The sequence below is a fragment of the Flavobacterium sp. FlaQc-52 genome (genome assembly GCF_044007495.1).
In the GTDB taxonomy this organism is placed as follows: domain Bacteria; phylum Bacteroidota; class Bacteroidia; order Flavobacteriales; family Flavobacteriaceae; genus Flavobacterium; species Flavobacterium cupriresistens.
Genome location: NZ_JBIPCV010000012.1, coordinates 1 through 15,558 on the forward strand (window position 1 = coordinate 1; position 15,558 = coordinate 15,558).

Annotated in this window: 17 protein-coding genes and 1 tRNA gene; 10 read left to right on the plus strand and 8 right to left on the minus strand. The window is 35.4% G+C overall.

Features of this window, described 5'->3' with window-relative positions; genetic code table 11:
- Positions 1-195, plus strand: a 195-nt coding sequence (locus ACHRV5_RS17790) for a transposase (RefSeq protein WP_395427660.1), incomplete at its 5' end; no start/stop codon positions are given.
- Positions 196-344: 149 nt separating this feature from the next.
- Here ACHRV5_RS17790 and ACHRV5_RS17795 read toward each other — a convergent pair.
- The 6 genes from ACHRV5_RS17795 to idi all read right to left on the minus strand — a co-directional run bounded on the left by ACHRV5_RS17795 (position 345) and on the right by idi (position 3,257).
- Positions 345-418: transfer RNA gene (locus ACHRV5_RS17795), tRNA-Thr, on the minus strand.
- A 78-nt stretch (positions 419-496) separates the two neighbouring features.
- Complete coding sequence (locus ACHRV5_RS17800; RefSeq protein WP_047774164.1) at positions 497-763, minus strand: hypothetical protein; 267 nt, start codon at positions 761-763, stop codon at positions 497-499.
- Between the two features lie 56 nt (positions 764-819).
- A complete protein-coding gene (locus tag ACHRV5_RS17805) occupies positions 820-1,788 on the minus strand; it encodes a type I phosphomannose isomerase catalytic subunit (RefSeq protein ID WP_395427661.1) in 969 nt (322 codons plus the stop codon).
- Between the two features lie 45 nt (positions 1,789-1,833).
- A complete protein-coding gene (locus ACHRV5_RS17810; protein ID WP_047774167.1) occupies positions 1,834-2,292 on the minus strand; it encodes a peroxiredoxin in 459 nt (152 codons plus the stop codon).
- Between the two features lies 1 nt (position 2,293).
- Positions 2,294-2,707, minus strand: coding sequence for a 6-carboxytetrahydropterin synthase (locus ACHRV5_RS17815; RefSeq protein ID WP_047774169.1), 414 nt, complete (start codon positions 2,705-2,707; stop codon positions 2,294-2,296).
- Between the two features lie 22 nt (positions 2,708-2,729).
- Entirely contained in the window at positions 2,730-3,257 is a 528-nt protein-coding gene (idi, locus tag ACHRV5_RS17820) for an isopentenyl-diphosphate Delta-isomerase (RefSeq protein ID WP_047774171.1), read from the minus strand.
- Between the two features lie 286 nt (positions 3,258-3,543).
- Here idi and msrB point away from each other — a divergent pair, with 286 nt between their 5' ends.
- The 4 genes from msrB (at position 3,544) to ACHRV5_RS17840 (ending at position 7,675) form a co-directional block, all read left to right on the plus strand.
- On the plus strand, positions 3,544-4,107 hold the full coding sequence (msrB, locus tag ACHRV5_RS17825; protein ID WP_395427662.1) for a peptide-methionine (R)-S-oxide reductase MsrB: 564 nt from the start codon (positions 3,544-3,546) through the stop codon (positions 4,105-4,107).
- 6 nt (positions 4,108-4,113) lie between these two features.
- On the plus strand, positions 4,114-4,731 hold the full coding sequence (gene msrA, locus ACHRV5_RS17830) for a peptide-methionine (S)-S-oxide reductase MsrA (RefSeq protein WP_395427663.1): 618 nt from the start codon (positions 4,114-4,116) through the stop codon (positions 4,729-4,731).
- A gap of 207 nt (positions 4,732-4,938) precedes the next feature.
- Positions 4,939-6,354, plus strand: coding sequence for an aminopeptidase P N-terminal domain-containing protein (locus tag ACHRV5_RS17835; RefSeq protein ID WP_395427664.1), 1,416 nt, complete (start codon positions 4,939-4,941; stop codon positions 6,352-6,354).
- A 361-nt stretch (positions 6,355-6,715) separates the two neighbouring features.
- The gene (locus ACHRV5_RS17840; protein ID WP_395427665.1) at positions 6,716-7,675 is read left to right on the plus strand and encodes a quinone oxidoreductase family protein; all 960 of its coding nucleotides are present in this window, start codon (positions 6,716-6,718) and stop codon (positions 7,673-7,675) included.
- A 234-nt stretch (positions 7,676-7,909) separates the two neighbouring features.
- Here the strand turns inward: ACHRV5_RS17840 and ACHRV5_RS17845 are convergent, their stop codons facing one another.
- Positions 7,910-9,469 carry an NAD(P)/FAD-dependent oxidoreductase gene (locus tag ACHRV5_RS17845; protein ID WP_395427666.1) on the minus strand — a complete coding sequence of 520 codons (1,560 nt, stop codon included), beginning with the start codon at positions 9,467-9,469 and terminating at the stop codon, positions 7,910-7,912.
- A gap of 150 nt (positions 9,470-9,619) precedes the next feature.
- Between ACHRV5_RS17845 and ACHRV5_RS17850 the strand changes: the two genes are divergently transcribed.
- Together ACHRV5_RS17850 and ACHRV5_RS17855 are read left to right on the plus strand one after the other, a co-directional pair.
- A complete protein-coding gene (locus ACHRV5_RS17850) occupies positions 9,620-9,859 on the plus strand; it encodes a hypothetical protein (RefSeq protein ID WP_395427667.1) in 240 nt (79 codons plus the stop codon).
- Between the two features lie 483 nt (positions 9,860-10,342).
- Complete coding sequence (locus ACHRV5_RS17855) at positions 10,343-10,855, plus strand: isoprenylcysteine carboxyl methyltransferase family protein (protein ID WP_395427668.1); 513 nt, start codon at positions 10,343-10,345, stop codon at positions 10,853-10,855.
- Positions 10,856-10,994: 139 nt separating this feature from the next.
- On the opposite strand, the gene recQ is transcribed toward ACHRV5_RS17855, so the two are convergent.
- Complete coding sequence (gene recQ, locus ACHRV5_RS17860) at positions 10,995-13,190, minus strand: DNA helicase RecQ (protein WP_047774185.1); 2,196 nt, start codon at positions 13,188-13,190, stop codon at positions 10,995-10,997.
- An 86-nt stretch (positions 13,191-13,276) separates the two neighbouring features.
- Between recQ and ACHRV5_RS17865 the strand changes: the two genes are divergently transcribed.
- The 3 genes from ACHRV5_RS17865 to ACHRV5_RS17875 are packed head-to-tail and all read left to right on the plus strand — an operon-like array spanning position 13,277 to position 15,400.
- Entirely contained in the window at positions 13,277-14,242 is a 966-nt protein-coding gene (locus ACHRV5_RS17865) for an SIS domain-containing protein (protein ID WP_047774466.1), read from the plus strand.
- Complete coding sequence (gene tatC / locus ACHRV5_RS17870) at positions 14,242-15,057, plus strand: twin-arginine translocase subunit TatC (protein ID WP_047774187.1); 816 nt, start codon at positions 14,242-14,244, stop codon at positions 15,055-15,057. Before ACHRV5_RS17865 ends, tatC begins: the two co-directional genes overlap by 1 nt.
- Positions 15,050-15,400: a carboxymuconolactone decarboxylase family protein gene (locus tag ACHRV5_RS17875; RefSeq protein ID WP_395427669.1), complete on the plus strand. Its 351-nt coding sequence runs from the start codon at positions 15,050-15,052 to the stop codon at positions 15,398-15,400. The genes tatC and ACHRV5_RS17875 overlap by 8 nt, the downstream gene beginning before the upstream one ends.
- The last annotated feature ends 158 nt before the right edge of the window (positions 15,401-15,558 follow it).

Consider the following 15,558-nt stretch of genomic DNA (forward strand, 5'->3'; position numbering starts at 1 on the left):
GGGTTTAAGTCTTTTGGCACAATCTCTCGCACAATCATGAATCATTATCAAACCATATTGAACTATTTTGACAACAGAAGCACCAACGCTTCGGCAGAATCTTTCAATGCAAAAATAAAAGCGTTTAGATCAAAATTCAGAGGTGTTAGAAATATAGAATACTTCCTTTTTAGACTCACTAATATTTATGCTTAATTTTTACTACTCCACAGGTTTTAGTGTTGATCCTTAAAAAATTAGAACAAAAACTTCGCGACTCTGCGACTTCGCGAGATTTTGATATTCATCCTTAAGTTTAGAGCAAAAAAAAAACCATCACAAAAGTGATGGTTAATTTTACGTTGAGCCGGCGGAGGGACTCGAACCCACGACCTGCTGATTACAAATCAGCTGCTCTAGCCAACTGAGCTACGCTGGCGACTCATTACGGGTGCAAAGATAAGGTGGATTTTCGTTTTTCCAAAATAAATTTGCACTTTTTTATACTTTTTTTTGCTTACAATTCGTTGATTTTAGCAATCAATTGATTAGCAGTTTGTTCCAATTCAACATTGATTTGTTTGAAGTGTGCTTTTTTGTTTTCAACATCTTTTGCGTTCACTTTAGTGATCAAAGTATCGAAAGCAGCAATAGCTTCGTCGATCAAAGCATTCGTTTCCGGAGTTGGATTTCCTGTCGTAGACATTTCGAATAAGTAAATTGCTTCAATGATATCACCTAATACGAAATTGATGTCTTTCTTTAAATTTTTAACGTTTGCCATTTTATTTTAATTTTAATTTGCGTCTGCAAAAGTACATATAATCTTTTTATTACGAGCTATGAAATGTAAATTTCTAAAATTGAAGCTTTTCCGGTCAACATAAATGCATTTATCGCAGCTGGAACCAAAACAGTATCTCCTTTTATATAAGACTGTTTAAAACCATCGTATTCTATTTCGAAACTTCCTTCCACACACATATATACCGTAAAAGTCTGGCCTGATTTAGAAACAGCCACTTTATCTTCTAACGGAATAAAATTGGTCGTAAAATAAGGACAATCTACTACTACATTAGAAGTGTTTGTTTTAGTCTCGTATTTCTTTTGTGTATCTACCTTATTGTAGTTAATAGCATCTAGTGCCAAATCTACATGAAGTTCTCTCGTATTTCCTTGTGCATCTTTACGGTCAAAGTCGTACAAACGGTACGTGATATCTGAAGTCTGCTGAATTTCTGCCACTACTAAACCGGCACCAATCGCATGAACAGTCCCCGTTTCTAAAAAGAAAACATCTCCCGTTTTTGCTTTTACATCATCTAAAATCGAAACTAAGGTTTTATCGTGTAGATGTTTCAAATACTCTTCTTTTCCTGAATCTTCTTTAAAACCAACAATAATTCTGGCATCTGTATCCGCCTGCAATACATACCACATTTCGGTTTTGCCAAAAGAATTATGACGTTCTTTTGCCAAAGCATCATTAGGATGTACTTGTATTGAAAGGTCCTCACGAGCATCTAAATATTTAAAAAGCAACGGAAATTGTTTTCCAAAACGTTCGTAAACTTTTGTTCCTAAAATTTCGTTTGGAGTTTCATCAATAAGTTCCATTAATGATTTTCCTTTCAAAGCTCCATTGGCAACCACACTCACATCACCTTCTACAGTCGATAATTCCCAACTCTCGCCGGTAATTTTGGAAACAATTGATTTATTAAGGATTGTTTTTAATTTTTCTCCTCCCCAGATTCTTTCTTTTAAAATAGGGGAAAATTGCAGAGGGTACATTTTTGAATTCATGTTTTTTTAAGAGGCGATTATTTTTGTTAACGAACTATAGTTTCTTTATAGTACTAATTCTTTAATGGTTGCTAAGGCTTTAGGAATATGCTTGGAAGCATTCATGCTATCAAAAATCAGAATAACAACTCCATTCCGATCGATAACATACGTCACTCTTCCCGGTAAAAGACCAAATAAATTATCCCGCACACCAAAAAGATGTCTCAATTTTTTATCCTGATCTGACAACAGTATAAACGGCAACTGATGTTTATTCGCGAATTTATGATGTGATTTGACACTATCACTGCTTATTCCGATAACCTCAGCTCCAAGATCTTTAAAATCTTCATATTGATCTCTAAAACTGCAGGCTTCGGTCGTACAACCCGGTGTATTGTCTTTTGGGTAAAAATAAACCACAAGTGGCTTTCGACCCAAAACACTTTGGCTTTCAAAAACTTCACCATGATTGTCCTTTGCAGTAAAATTCGGAACTATATCTCCTATTTTTAATGACATTTTATTTTTCTCCTTTATAGGTTACAAAATTACGTTCTGTTTCATTCAAAACGATTTCCAGGTCAAAATCGGGTTGAATTCTTTTTCTGATTTTATTCCATATCACAACGGCAATATTTTCAGCAGTTGGATTCAAATCCTGAAATTCGGGAACATCCAGATTCAGGTTTTTGTGATCAAACGGAATTTCTACTTCTTCGAGTATGATATCCGCTAATACTTTCACATCTATTACAAAACCGGTTTCCGGGTCAATTTTTCCTGTTACGCTTACTGTTAAACCATAATTATGACCATGGAAATTAGGATTATTACATTTTCCAAAAACAGCATTGTTTTTTTCCAATGTCCAATCTTTCCTGTGCAATCGATGTGCAGCATTAAAATGCGCTTTTCTTGATATGGTTACTCTCATTTAGGTTTTTGGTTTGGTATCATTAAATCTTATGGTCTTCTAAATAGTGATAAAATTCATCGAAAATTATCTTAAACCAAACGGTATAAATTTCCGGATGTTTTTCAATATCCTCTTTTACGTCTTCTATTTTCATCCATTTCCAATCTTCAACTTCATCCGTATTAATGGCTGGATCCTCATTATAGTAGCCAATCATAACATGGTCTAATTCATGTTCCGTCAAACCATTGTCAAAAGGAGCTTTGTATATAAAATGAAATAATTCTTTTAATTCTGCTTTAAAGCCCATCTCTTCAAATAATCTTCGGCTTCCTGCTGCAACATTTGTCTCCCCTTCACGCTGATGACTGCAACATGTATTGGTCCATAACAAAGGTGAGTGATATTTTTGATGCGCACGTTGCTGTAACATTATTTCATTCTTATTATTTAAAATAAAAACAGAGAAAGCACGATGCAAAAGAGCCTTTTCATGTGCTTCTAATTTTGGCATTAAGCCAATTTGCTCATCATTTTGATTGACTAATATTACGTTTTCTTCTATCATAGGGCGTTTTGTACAAACAAAAATACGAAAAAAGAAATGGCTTGAAAATCTCAGAAAAGATTGTGAAAAGTTTAACGAGCTGAAAATTTCACAACACGCTAATTTACAAAACATTGTATTTGATAATTTTATAAAAAACCTTTAAAAATAAGCCTTAAAACTAAAAACAGCTCCTTTACGTAAATACTAAAACGTTAAATCATACTTAAAAAAAACGCAATTGTAAAGTGTACGACATTTCAAAACCTACTCTGGTCGTAACTTTGAACTACAAAAATAAAGTCTCATGAAAACCACAAAAACAAAAACCCAATTTTTCAGCCTTTGCTTTTTAATTCCGCTGTTTATTTTTCAGGCGTGCGGACAAAACACAAAAAAAACAACTTCAAAAACGGTCAGCATGGAAAATAAAATCAGCAAACCGGGGAATCCCTATTATTCGAACACAGACACTGCCAAACTGAATGTCAGTGATGCCGAATGGAAAAAAGTACTTCCCGAAGACGTCTATGCAGTAATGCGCGAAGCCGATACCGAGCGCCCTTTTACCGGAAAATATTGGAAAAGCGACGAAAAAGGAACGTATTATTGCGCCTCCTGCGGAAATAAACTTTTCAGATCTACTGCTAAATTTTCAAGCAGTTGCGGATGGCCGAGCTTTTTTGAACAGGACAACAAAAAAAGTGTAGTTTACAAAACAGATAATTCTCTGGGAATGGAAAGAACCGAAGCCCTTTGTGGCAGATGCGGAGGCCACTTAGGCCACTTGTTCGATGATGGCCCGGAACCAACCGGAAAACGATATTGCATGAATTCGATCGCACTTGATTTTATCCCAGACTCTAAATAAAAAACAATGAAAAATATATTTTTAACATGCGTCCTCGCATTATCACTAAACAGCTTTGCTCAGAATACCGCAACAAAAAAGACTTCAAATCTTGAAACTATTACGCTTGGTGGCGGTTGCTACTGGTGTGTTGAGGCGGTTTACGAAAATTTAAATGGTGTAAAATCTGTTGTTTCAGGTTTCTCCGGTGGTAAAGTTTCTAATCCGAGTTACGAAGAAGTATGCTCGGGAACTACCGGCCATGCTGAAGTCGTTCAGATTACTTACGACAAAACCGTTACGGACATCAACGAAATTTTTAAAGTATTCTTTACCGTACACGATCCAACGACATTAAACAGACAAGGAGCAGATGTAGGGACTCAATATCGTTCTGTGATTTTTTACAACAATCCACAACAGAAAGCCGCAGCAGAAAGCATTATTGCACAGCTAAACAAAGCAAAAGTATACAGCAGTCCGATAGTTACAAAAATTGAACCTTTTACTAAGTTCTATAAGGCCGAAGATTATCATCAGAACTATTATGCAAACAACAAAAATCAACCGTATTGCAAAATGGTAATTCAACCCAAAATAGAGAAATTTGAAAAAGTTTTCAAAGACCAACTCAAAAAGAAATAATTGTTAATTCAGAAAGTAACCGCTCCTTTTTAGGGGCGGTTATTTTTTTACTGCGAATTACACGATTTTTTTTATCAAAAAAGAGAATCCATTTTTATTCGTGATAATTCGTACAATTCGTGGCAACTCCTTTTTTTCAAAATCAAATCTTTTTTTTTGTAATTTGCGTTGCTTAAAAACTAATATCATCAACCAAAATCACTACAAATGAAGCATTTAATTCTGTTTTTTTTATCCCTCCTGACAACGGTCCAGGTTTTTTCTCAGAAAAATTTACCAACTGATTACCTCACCAAAGAGTTTCACAAGGGGCGTCGCGAGGCTTTTAGAGCATTGATGCCTGATAATTCTGTAGCTGTAATTTTCTCTTATCCGGAAAGAGTATTTTCCAGAGATATTAATTATATTTTTCATCAAAATCCCGATATGTATTACCTAAGCGGATACAAAGAACCTGATGCTGTTTTATTGATTTTTAAAGAAGCTCAAGGTACCGCCGAAACATACAATGAAGTCATTTTTGTCAGAGAAAAAGACGCTACAAAAGAAATGTGGACAGGAAGACGCCTAGGAGCTGACGGTACAAAATCACAACTGGGAATTGCGAAAACTTTTAACGGAAAAGATTTCAAAAATTTTGATATCGATTTTAAAAAATTCAAAACACTAATCTACGACAAAATCCCCACCGACATTGGCAATAACAAAAGCGGTAATGATCTTTTTGGTTTGTTTGAAACTTTCAAAACCAAAGCCGGAATCACAAAAGAAGATGTTGTTTCTTTAGATCTGTTCAGAACTATTACAAGTACACTTCGTGAAATAAAAACACCGGAAGAACTGGTATTAATGCGTAAATCTGTTCAACTTTCCTGCGTTGCCCATAACGAAGTAATGAAAGCTGTAGGACCGGATATGAGCGAAAACGAAGCAGAAGGAATTCATACTTACATTCACCGCAGATATGGTGCAGAAGCGGAAGGTTATTCCCCAATTGTAGGAGCCGGAGCAAATGGATGCATCTTGCATTACTCAGAAAACAACAGTACTAAAATGGAAAACCAACTGCTTTTAATGGATGTTGGATCCGAATATCATGGTTATTCTGCTGATGTTACCAGAACCATTCCGGCTAATGGCAAATTTTCAGAAGAACAAAAAGCAATTTACCAGTTGGTTTATGATGCTCAGGAAGCTGTTTTTGCCATTTGCAAAGAAGGAACTCCACTTGTAGACCTGAACAATACCGCTAAAGAAGTTCTTGCAAAGGGATTATTAAAATTAGGAATCATCAACGACCTAAAAGACGTCAATCTTTACTACCCGCATGGATGCTCTCACTTTCTTGGTCTGGACGTTCATGACAAAGGAAATTTTAAAGGCCCGGAAACGCTTTTAAAAGAAAATATGATTCTTACTGTTGAGCCGGGGATTTATATTAGTCCAAACAGCAAATGTGACAAAAAATGGTGGAATATTGGTGTTCGTATTGAAGATGATATTTTGATCAAAAAAAATACTTACGAAAACTTATCTATTGATTCTCCAAGAAAATGGGATGAGATTGAAGCTTTAGCCAAACAAAAAAGCACTTTTAATGACATGGTTTTTCCTAAAATATAGTATATAACTCATTTTTTTTGCCACAGATTTAAAGGATTAGAATGATTTCTTTTTTGCCACGAATTACACTAATTTTCGCGAATTGTTCCTATTTTATTGGGGTTAAGTCTTCCTACTCCCTTAAATCTTTGGCAATAATTTTAAGGCTTAATTCTTGGAAATTCGTGTAATTCGTGACAAAATAGCAAAAAACAAGGTTAACTTAAAAAATCTTTACAATCCTTTTAATCAATGATTGTAAAAAAACATAATTCAAACCTCGGCTAAATTTAGTCGAGGTTTTTTTGTGCAGTTTTATGAAAAGCTTTTCAATCTTCAATTGGATTTTTCCTTTCTTTGTATTCCTAAAAAACAATTATAAATGAAAGCACTTACCTTTTCATCTTTCGGAGATTCAACTGTTTTAGAGTACATTGAGATTCCAAACCCACAATTAAAAAGTGATGAAATTTTAGTCGAAATGAAGGCTATCGGACTAAACTTCGCCGATGTTTACAGACGAAAAGGAAATTATCATTTAAAGGGAAATCCTCCTTTTATTGCAGGCTATGAAGGTGCAGGAATTGTTGTTGATGCCAATAATAATTCGGAATATAAAGTCGGAGATCGTGTTGCCTTCGCAGACGTACCTTTTGCCAATGCAGAATTGGTAGCGGTAAACACCAATCACATACTTCCTTTACCGGAAGCCATTTCTTTTGAAACTGCCGCTTCTATATTATTACAAGGTTTAACCGCGCAATATTTAGCGACAGACAGTCATAAAACAGTAAAAGGCGAAACGGTTTTAATTCATGCCGTTGCCGGTGGTGTTGGTCAGTTTTTAACACAAATCAGCAAGCTTTTAGGCGCGAATGTTATCGGCTTAACTTCTTCTGCAGAAAAAGCAAAAGTAGCTATTGAACAAGGTGCTGATCATGTGTTTCTATATAATGACGATTGGAAATCGAATCTTTTCAAAGTTATTCCGAACGGGGTAGATGTTGTTTACGACAGTATCGGCAGCACTTTGACCGAAAGTTTTGAAGTCACTAAAGAATGTGGACAAGTGGTTTTCTTCGGAATGGCGGGTGGCGATCCTGAACCTGTAAATCCGAGAATGTTGATGGACACTTCGAAAACATTAACCGGCGGAGATCTATGGAGCTATTTAAACTCTAAAGAAGAAAGAATCAAAAGAGCCAATCAATTATTTAGTTGGATTATTGAAGGCAAAATTACGCTTTCAACACCAACTTCGTTCAAACTATCAGAAGGAAAACTGGCTCACGATTATTTAGAAAGCCGAAAAAGTACGGGGAAAATAATATTGATTCCTTGATTTTTTTTACCACGAATTACACCAATTTTCGCTAATTTTTATCTAAAGATTTAAATTATAATTCGTGTAATTCGTGGCTAACTTATTTCTACAACCACCCCGTTAAGTGTAATTAATTTTAACACATAGAGACATAGTTAATAAAGCTTAAAAAAGACGTTTCACTTTAAATAAATCACGAAAGACTATTCAAAAAAAATTAGCGTAATTCGTGTAATTCGTGGCAAACCTATTTTATTTCAAAGTCTCAGCAATCATCAAAGCGCATTTTTCGCCGTCAATTGCTGCTGATATGATTCCACCCGCATAACCCGCTCCTTCTCCGCATGGATACAAACCTTTTATTTGCAAATGTTCGTAGGTAATAGGGTCTCTTGGAATACGAACCGGAGACGAAGTTCTGCTTTCCGGTGCGTGTAAAATAGCTTCATTGGTCAAATATCCTCGCATTGATTTTCCGAATTCTTTAAAACCTTCACGTAATATCTGTGATAAGAATCCAGGAAAAACCTGTCCCATCTCTACCGAAGTTGTTCCCGGAACATAGGATGTTTTCGGAATGTCTGCTGACACTTTATTCTGTGTAAAATCGATCATTCGCTGTGCAGGTACTTTTTGAGTTTCTCCTGCCAAGTGCCACGCTTTTTGCTCGATACTTTTCTGAAATTCCATTCCGGCTAAAGCACCGAATTTTGCAAAGGGCTTGAAATCTTCCAATTTCAATTCAATCACAATTCCTGAATTTGCAGTCACCTGATCCCTTTTAGAAGGCGACCAACCGTTGGTAACCACTTCTCCCGGACTTGTTGCACAAGGCGCGATAACACCTCCCGGACACATACAGAACGAATACATTCCACGTCCGTTAACCTGTTTCACTATTGAATACGGTGCCGGAGGTAAATGCTCGCCACGATAATCACAGCTGTATTGAATACTGTCTATTAGTTCTTGTGAATGTTCTGCACGAACTCCCAAAGCAAAAGGTTTTGCCTCTATAAAGATTTTCTTTTTGTCCAATAATTCAAAAATATCCCTTGCGGAATGACCCGTCGCCAAGATTAATTTACTGGCAAGAATCGTATCTCCGTTTTGAGTTACAATTCCTTCTACTTCATTATTTTTAACTAAAATATCTGTTACTCGGGTATCAAATAAAACCTGACCACCAAATTCGATGATTTTTTTTCGAATGTCCTCGATGATTTTCGGTAATTTATTGGTTCCGATATGCGGATGTGCTTCCACCAATATATCATCAGAAGCTCCAAAAGCGACCAGCAATTCTAATATTCTGGTTACATCACCACGTTTCTTAGAGCGCGTATACAATTTCCCATCAGAATAGGTTCCTGCTCCTCCTTCACCAAAACAATAATTAGAATCTTCGTTAACCAAATGATCCACATTTATAGCTTTTAAGTCACGACGGCGTCCACGAACGTCTTTTCCACGTTCGATTAGAATAGGTTTTAAACCTAATTCAATTAACTGCAATGCAGCAAAAAGTCCTGCCGGTCCTGCCCCGACTACAATTACTTCCTGAGCTTTAGAAACATCTTTATATATAGGTAATTCTATTTTGGTTTCCTGAAAAGGCTCACCCGCCATATAAATCAGCACTTTTAAATTGATTTTAATCGCTTTCTGACGTGCGTCTATGGATCGTTTCAAAATAGAAACATGTTGAATTTCTTTAGGCGAAACCTTTATTTGTTTAGACAAATAGTCACGTAACAACAATTCATTTGCTGCAATTTCGGGCGTTACCTGAAGTAAAAGTTCTCTTGGCATTGTATTTTATTTATTCTATTAGCTTTTCTTTTTATGAAAAGAACATGCAAAAGTACTATTTTTGAACCGAAACTAGTTATTTAATCTAAAATCCATTTTCGAAAGAGACTTTGTACCTTTGCCTCTTTGAAACTTTGCACCTAAAAAATCATGTCCAGAAAAATAAAACTGATTTGGGATTTTCGTGGCCCGGCTTCTGCAAAAACAGCCGAACATCACGAAATTCATTTAAAAGAATATATCGCCATAGAAAAACTTCCGTTAAATATCACGGGTTATAAAATCATAAATGACATGCAGGCAATTGCTTTTATGGTGGTCACTGACGAGAATATGATTGCTGTTAGAGATGCTTTGAAACCGCATCGGGGGGAAGTCTACGTGGAGTAAAATTCCAATATTTTAAAATTCCAAATTCCAATGTTGGGGCGGTCTTAAAACTGGGAAATCTATGCAGAATAAAATTCCAATATTTTAAATTCCAAATTCCAATTGTGGGGCGGTTTTTTTTAATTAGAGCATCCTAATTTCTTTTGGAAAGTTAATGGGATTTGGATTTACTGGGGTAAAATTCTAATACTTTGAAATTCTAAAATCCAATGTTGGGGATTTTTTACAATCAAATTCTTGGCTTGCTACAAATAAATTTAGATTACATTTCTGCTATTAATTTATTCTACACAGCTATAAAGAAACAGCTTATATTTATTTAAAAACATTTAAATTCACTTGTCTCAATTTTTACTTTAGTAATGACAGGCATTGAGACAATTGACTAAACTGTAGCAACTGTAAACCTTGAAAGTTTAAAATAGAGAGATCTAAATAATCCTCAAATTCAACTGGTTATTCAGCTTAAAAAATCACAAAAAAATGAGCACTGTATTATATCTTTTTTCAATATTTTTATTTGCAAGAGTCGTATCTCTGTTTATATCAATCCTTAATGAGAGAAGAATTAAAAAGCTTGGTGCAAAACAATATGGGAAATTTAACTCTTTCCTCCTTTCTCTATGCCATATTGCTTTTTATCTATCCTGTTTCTATGAGGCTTATACCAGTCAAGCGCAATTTGATCGCAATAGTCAGATCGGTTTGGGGTTATTACTCTTTTCCTATCTAATCCTTTTTTATATCATTTATGAATTAAGAGCGGTTTGGACCGTGAAAATATATATTCTCCCTAATCATAAAATGGTGCGATCCTTTTTATTCAGAACAGTAAGACATCCTAATTATTTTTTGAACATAATTCCAGAACTTATTGGTGCCGTTTTACTCTGTAGCGCTTGGAATACCATGAAGTATGTATTACCTGTATATCTGATAATCTTATTTATTAGAATTACTCAGGAAGAAAAAGCGATGAAGACTATTGTTTTATAAAATCTATTTAGAATAAAATTCCAATATTTTAAATTCCAAATTCCAATGTTGGAGCGATTTTTTTAACGAAAAAATCCAAATTCCATTCACTTTTCAGTTGGAATTTGGATTTTCTATTTTGGAATTTAAAATTCAACTCCTAGTTCGCTACCTCGCTAATAAATTTTATTCGCATTAAACGCAATTCATCAATATCGTAATCACCGTCGAATTCTTTAAGAGCATCCTCGATTTTATCGGATTCTGATTCCATGAAATAATCGTGAATTTCTTCTTGCTGGTCGTCATCCAGCATATCATCTACCCAATATTTGATGTTCAATTTTGTTCCGGCATATACAATTTGCTCCATTTCTTTAATCAGAGCATCCATAGTCAAACCTTTTGCGGAAGCGATATCGTTTAAGGATAGTTTTCGGTCAATATTCTGAATGATGTACAACTTATTGGCAGAATTGACTCCGGTAGATTTCACTACTAAGTCATCGGGACGAATGATATCGTTATCTTCTACATAACGATTGATCAAGGTAATAAAGTCACTACCGTATTTTTTTGCTTTCCCTTCACCAACTCCATGAATGTTGTACAACTCCGTTAAGCTAATTGGGTATTTTAAAGCCATGTCTTCCAGCGAAGGATCCTGAAAAACGACAAAAGGAGGGACTCCCAGTTTTTTGGCTACTTTTTTTCGTAGTTCACGCAACATCCCCATCAAAACTTCATCGGCAGTACCGGATGATTTAGAGGCGGTTACTATTGCTTCGTCTTCAGATTCATTATACTCATGATCTTCCGACATCATAAACGAAACTGGTTTTTTAATATAATCCAATCCGCTTTTGGTAATTTTTATAATTCCGTAGGTTTCAATATCCTTAGACAAATATCCCATTACGAGAACCTGTCTTAGCAGGGCCATCCAATATTTCTCGTCATGATCGGCTCCCGATCCGAAGAAGGCTTGCGCATCTGTTTTATGTGCTTTAATTACGGCATTGACACGTCCAATTAAAGTAAAAACAATTTCTTTTGATTTATAAATATGTTTGGTATCCCGGACAATTTCCAACAATTTGACAACCTGTTCTTTTGCTTCGATACGGGTTTTAGGATTACGAACGTTGTCGTCCATGTCTGCTCCTTCTCCATTTTCACCGTCAAATTCTTCACCAAAATAATGCAAGAGAAATTTTCTGCGTGACATTGAAGTTTCGGCATAAGCCACTACTTCCTGTAATAAAGCAAAACCGATTTCTTGTTCTGCAACCGGTTTTCCGGACATAAACTTCTCGAGTTTTTCTACATCTTTATAGGAGTAGTATGCCAAACAATGTCCTTCTCCGCCATCACGCCCGGCACGTCCGGTTTCCTGATAATAACTTTCTAATGATTTTGGAATGTCATGGTGAATAACAAAACGAACGTCCGGCTTGTCAATTCCCATTCCGAAAGCGATTGTTGCTACGACCACATCTACATCTTCCATCAAAAACATATCCTGATGTTTGGCTCTTGTTTTCGCATCTAAACCTGCGTGATACGGAACAGCACTAATGCCATTTACTTGTAAAACTTCGGCTACTGACTCTACTTTTTTGCGGCTCAGGCAATAAATAATTCCTGACTTCCCTTTATGTTGTTTGATAAACCGAATAATATCCGATTCTATGTTTTTTGTTTTTGTACGAACTTCGTAGTATAAATTAGGTCTATTGAATGATGCTTTAAAAGTATTGGCATCAGACATTTCGAGATTCTTCAGGATATCTTCCTGAACTTTTGGCGTTGCGGTAGCCGTAAGACCTATAATAGGCACTTTACCCAATTGTTTGATAATATTTTTCAGATTTCGGTATTCCGGTCTGAAATCATGACCCCATTCTGAAATACAATGCGCTTCATCAATGGCAACAAATGAAATGGGCACACTTTGCAAAAACGCCACATATTCTTCTTTTGTCAAAGATTCCGGTGCGACATACAATAGCTTGGTCAATCCAGAAGTAATGTCTTTTTTGACCTGTGTGATTTCTGTTTTAGTGAGCGAAGAGTTTAATACGTGCGCAATTCCGTTTTCCGAAGAAAGACTTCGAATCGCGTCGACCTGATTTTTCATCAGAGCAATTAAAGGAGAAACAACGATAGCCGTTCCCTCCTGAATTAAAGCGGGTAATTGATAACAAAGAGACTTTCCACCACCAGTAGGCATAATCACAAAAGTATTCTTTTTACCGAGGATACTTGTAATGACTTGCTCCTGCAAGCCTTTAAATTGGCTAAACCCGAAATACTTCTTTAATTCTTTGTGTATTTCAATTTCGTTTGAATTCATTCTTTATATTAATGGTATTTTGTATAAATTTGCAACACATAAAGATACAACTTTCTTTTACACATACAAATTTTAAATATTCTGTTTTGATCACAAAAGAAAATATATTAGCAATAGCAAAAAAAACCATACTATCTGAAAGCGAAGCAATTACAAAGCTAATTGATTTTCTCGACGAAAATTTCTACGAAGCAACCCAACGCATATACGAAACTAAAGGCCGACTAATCGTTACAGGCATCGGAAAAAGCGCGATCATTGCTCAAAAAATGGTAGCCACTTTTAACTCCACAGGGACGCCATCAATGTTCTTACACGCCTCAGAAGCGATTCACGGCGACTTAGGAATGATTCAAAAAGAAGATATTATTATTTGCATTTCGAAAAGTGGGAATAGTCCTGAAATAAAAGTTTTAGTTCCGCTATTAAAGCGTTTCGGAAACATTTTAATCGGAATTACAGGAAACATAACCTCTTTTTTAGCAAAAGGTTCTGATTATGTTTTGAATACTACGGTTGACATGGAAGCTTGCCCTATCAATTTGGCACCAACAAACAGCACCACGGCACAACTTGTCATGGGAGATGCTCTTGCAGTTTGCCTAATGGAAATGCGCGACTTTAAACCCGAAGATTTTGCAGTATATCATCCAGGTGGCGCTCTAGGAAAAAAACTATTACTTCGCGTAAAAGATATGATTGAGCATTCACTAAAACCAATGGTCACACCTGATACCTCAGTTAAAAAGGTTATATTTGAAATATCTGAAAAGAGATTAGGAGTAACGGCAGTAATAGAAAACGATAAAATAATCGGGATTATTACGGACGGAGATATCAGAAGAATGCTGAACGACCGCGATACATTTGCCGAATTAACCGCTAAAGATATTATGACTAAAAACCCAAAATTAGTATCCTCCGATACGATGGCAGTAGATGCTTTAAATATTTTAGAAGATTTTTCGATAACGCAATTGATTGTTTCGGATAATGGAACTTATAAAGGTGTTTTACATTTACATGATATTTTAAAAGAAGGAATCGTATAATGGCAAAGAAAAATCTTAACGAAATGTCGTTTTTAGATCATCTTGAAGAATTAAGATGGTTATTAGTAAGAAGTACTATAGCAGTAGTTGTAATGGGGATTGTGACTTACTTTGTGAGTGACTATTTATTCGACAGTGTTCTTTTAGGGCCTACCCGACCAACCTTTTTTACCTACCAATACTTTTGTCAATTATCACATCAATTGGGTTTTGCTGAAAGCATCTGTATTACGGAATTGAATTTCATTATTCAGAACACCGAAATGGAAGGACAGGTAAACATCTTTGTATGGATGTGTCTTCTGGCTGGTTTTGTACTAAGTTTCCCTTACATCTTATGGGAACTTTGGAAATTTATCAGTCCGGCATTGTACGAGAAAGAAAGAAAAAATGCTAAAGTTTTTATTTTCACCTCTTCCTTACTTTTCTTTTTAGGCGTATTGTTTGGCTATTATGTGGTTATCCCAATGTCAGTCAATTTCGTGGCTACATTCTCGGTTAGTGATGTCGTAAAAAATCAATTTACCTTAGATTCTTATATGGGAATGGTTAAAACAAGTATACTTGCGAGTGGATTGTTTTTTGAATTACCGATCTTAATTTATTTCCTAACGAAATTAGGTTTAGTTACCCCTGATTTTTTAAGAAAATATTGGAAATATGCTGTAATTATCATTTTGATTGTTGCCGCAATTGTAACTCCGCCAGATGTGGTTAGCCAGACAATTGTTGCCATACCAATGTTACTTATTTATGAAGTAAGTATCCTTATATCCCGAATTGTTTATCGAAATAAAATGAAAGAAAATGTCTGATATTATTCAAGAATTTAACGACTACCGTTCTAAAATGAACGAGAAACTGCTTGCAGATAACAACAAAATTGTAAAAAGAATTTTCAACCTTGATACCAACGCATACGCTCCGGGAGCTCTTGATGTAAAAACAAAAGAGTTATTAGGATTAGTTGCGTCAGCGGTTTTACGTTGTGATGATTGTGTAAAATATCACTTAGAAACCAGCTATAAAGAAGGAATTACAAAAGAAGAAATGATGGAAGCAATGGGAATCGCAACGTTAGTTGGAGGAACAATTGTAATCCCTCATTTAAGAAGAGCTTATGAATTCTGGGAAGCACTTGAAGAGAGCAGCAAATAGAAAACAATAATTAGAAAATGTGCCAATTAGATCATGAGATAATTTTATAAATGGTCTAATTATGTACTTTTAGCATATACTTTCGATAATTTCAAAAATGCAATAATTTGTTAATTGATTTATCTGATTGATTATTTTGTTTTTATTTTGTCCTTTCA

Bases quoted from the DNA above. Each gene is read 5' to 3' on its own strand.
- ACHRV5_RS17800 (WP_047774164.1), bottom strand. From the start codon at position 763: ATGGCAAACGTTAAAAATTTAAAGAAAGACATCAATTTCGTATTAGGT.
- ACHRV5_RS17805 (WP_395427661.1), bottom strand. From the start codon at position 1,788: ATGAATTCAAAAATGTACCCTCTGCAATTTTCCCCTATTTTAAAAGAA.
- ACHRV5_RS17810 (WP_047774167.1), bottom strand. From the start codon at position 2,292: ATGTCATTAAAAATAGGAGATATAGTTCCGAATTTTACTGCAAAGGAC.
- ACHRV5_RS17815 (WP_047774169.1), bottom strand. From the start codon at position 2,707: ATGAGAGTAACCATATCAAGAAAAGCGCATTTTAATGCTGCACATCGA.
- idi (WP_047774171.1), bottom strand. From the start codon at position 3,257: ATGATAGAAGAAAACGTAATATTAGTCAATCAAAATGATGAGCAAATT.
- msrB (WP_395427662.1), top strand. From the start codon at position 3,544: ATGAAAACCACAAAAACAAAAACCCAATTTTTCAGCCTTTGCTTTTTA.
- msrA (WP_395427663.1), top strand. From the start codon at position 4,114: ATGAAAAATATATTTTTAACATGCGTCCTCGCATTATCACTAAACAGC.
- ACHRV5_RS17835 (WP_395427664.1), top strand. From the start codon at position 4,939: ATGAAGCATTTAATTCTGTTTTTTTTATCCCTCCTGACAACGGTCCAG.
- ACHRV5_RS17840 (WP_395427665.1), top strand. From the start codon at position 6,716: ATGAAAGCACTTACCTTTTCATCTTTCGGAGATTCAACTGTTTTAGAG.
- ACHRV5_RS17845 (WP_395427666.1), bottom strand. From the start codon at position 9,469: ATGCCAAGAGAACTTTTACTTCAGGTAACGCCCGAAATTGCAGCAAAT.
- ACHRV5_RS17850 (WP_395427667.1), top strand. From the start codon at position 9,620: ATGTCCAGAAAAATAAAACTGATTTGGGATTTTCGTGGCCCGGCTTCT.
- ACHRV5_RS17855 (WP_395427668.1), top strand. From the start codon at position 10,343: ATGAGCACTGTATTATATCTTTTTTCAATATTTTTATTTGCAAGAGTC.
- recQ (WP_047774185.1), bottom strand. From the start codon at position 13,190: ATGAATTCAAACGAAATTGAAATACACAAAGAATTAAAGAAGTATTTC.
- tatC (WP_047774187.1), top strand. From the start codon at position 14,242: ATGGCAAAGAAAAATCTTAACGAAATGTCGTTTTTAGATCATCTTGAA.
- ACHRV5_RS17875 (WP_395427669.1), top strand. From the start codon at position 15,050: ATGTCTGATATTATTCAAGAATTTAACGACTACCGTTCTAAAATGAAC.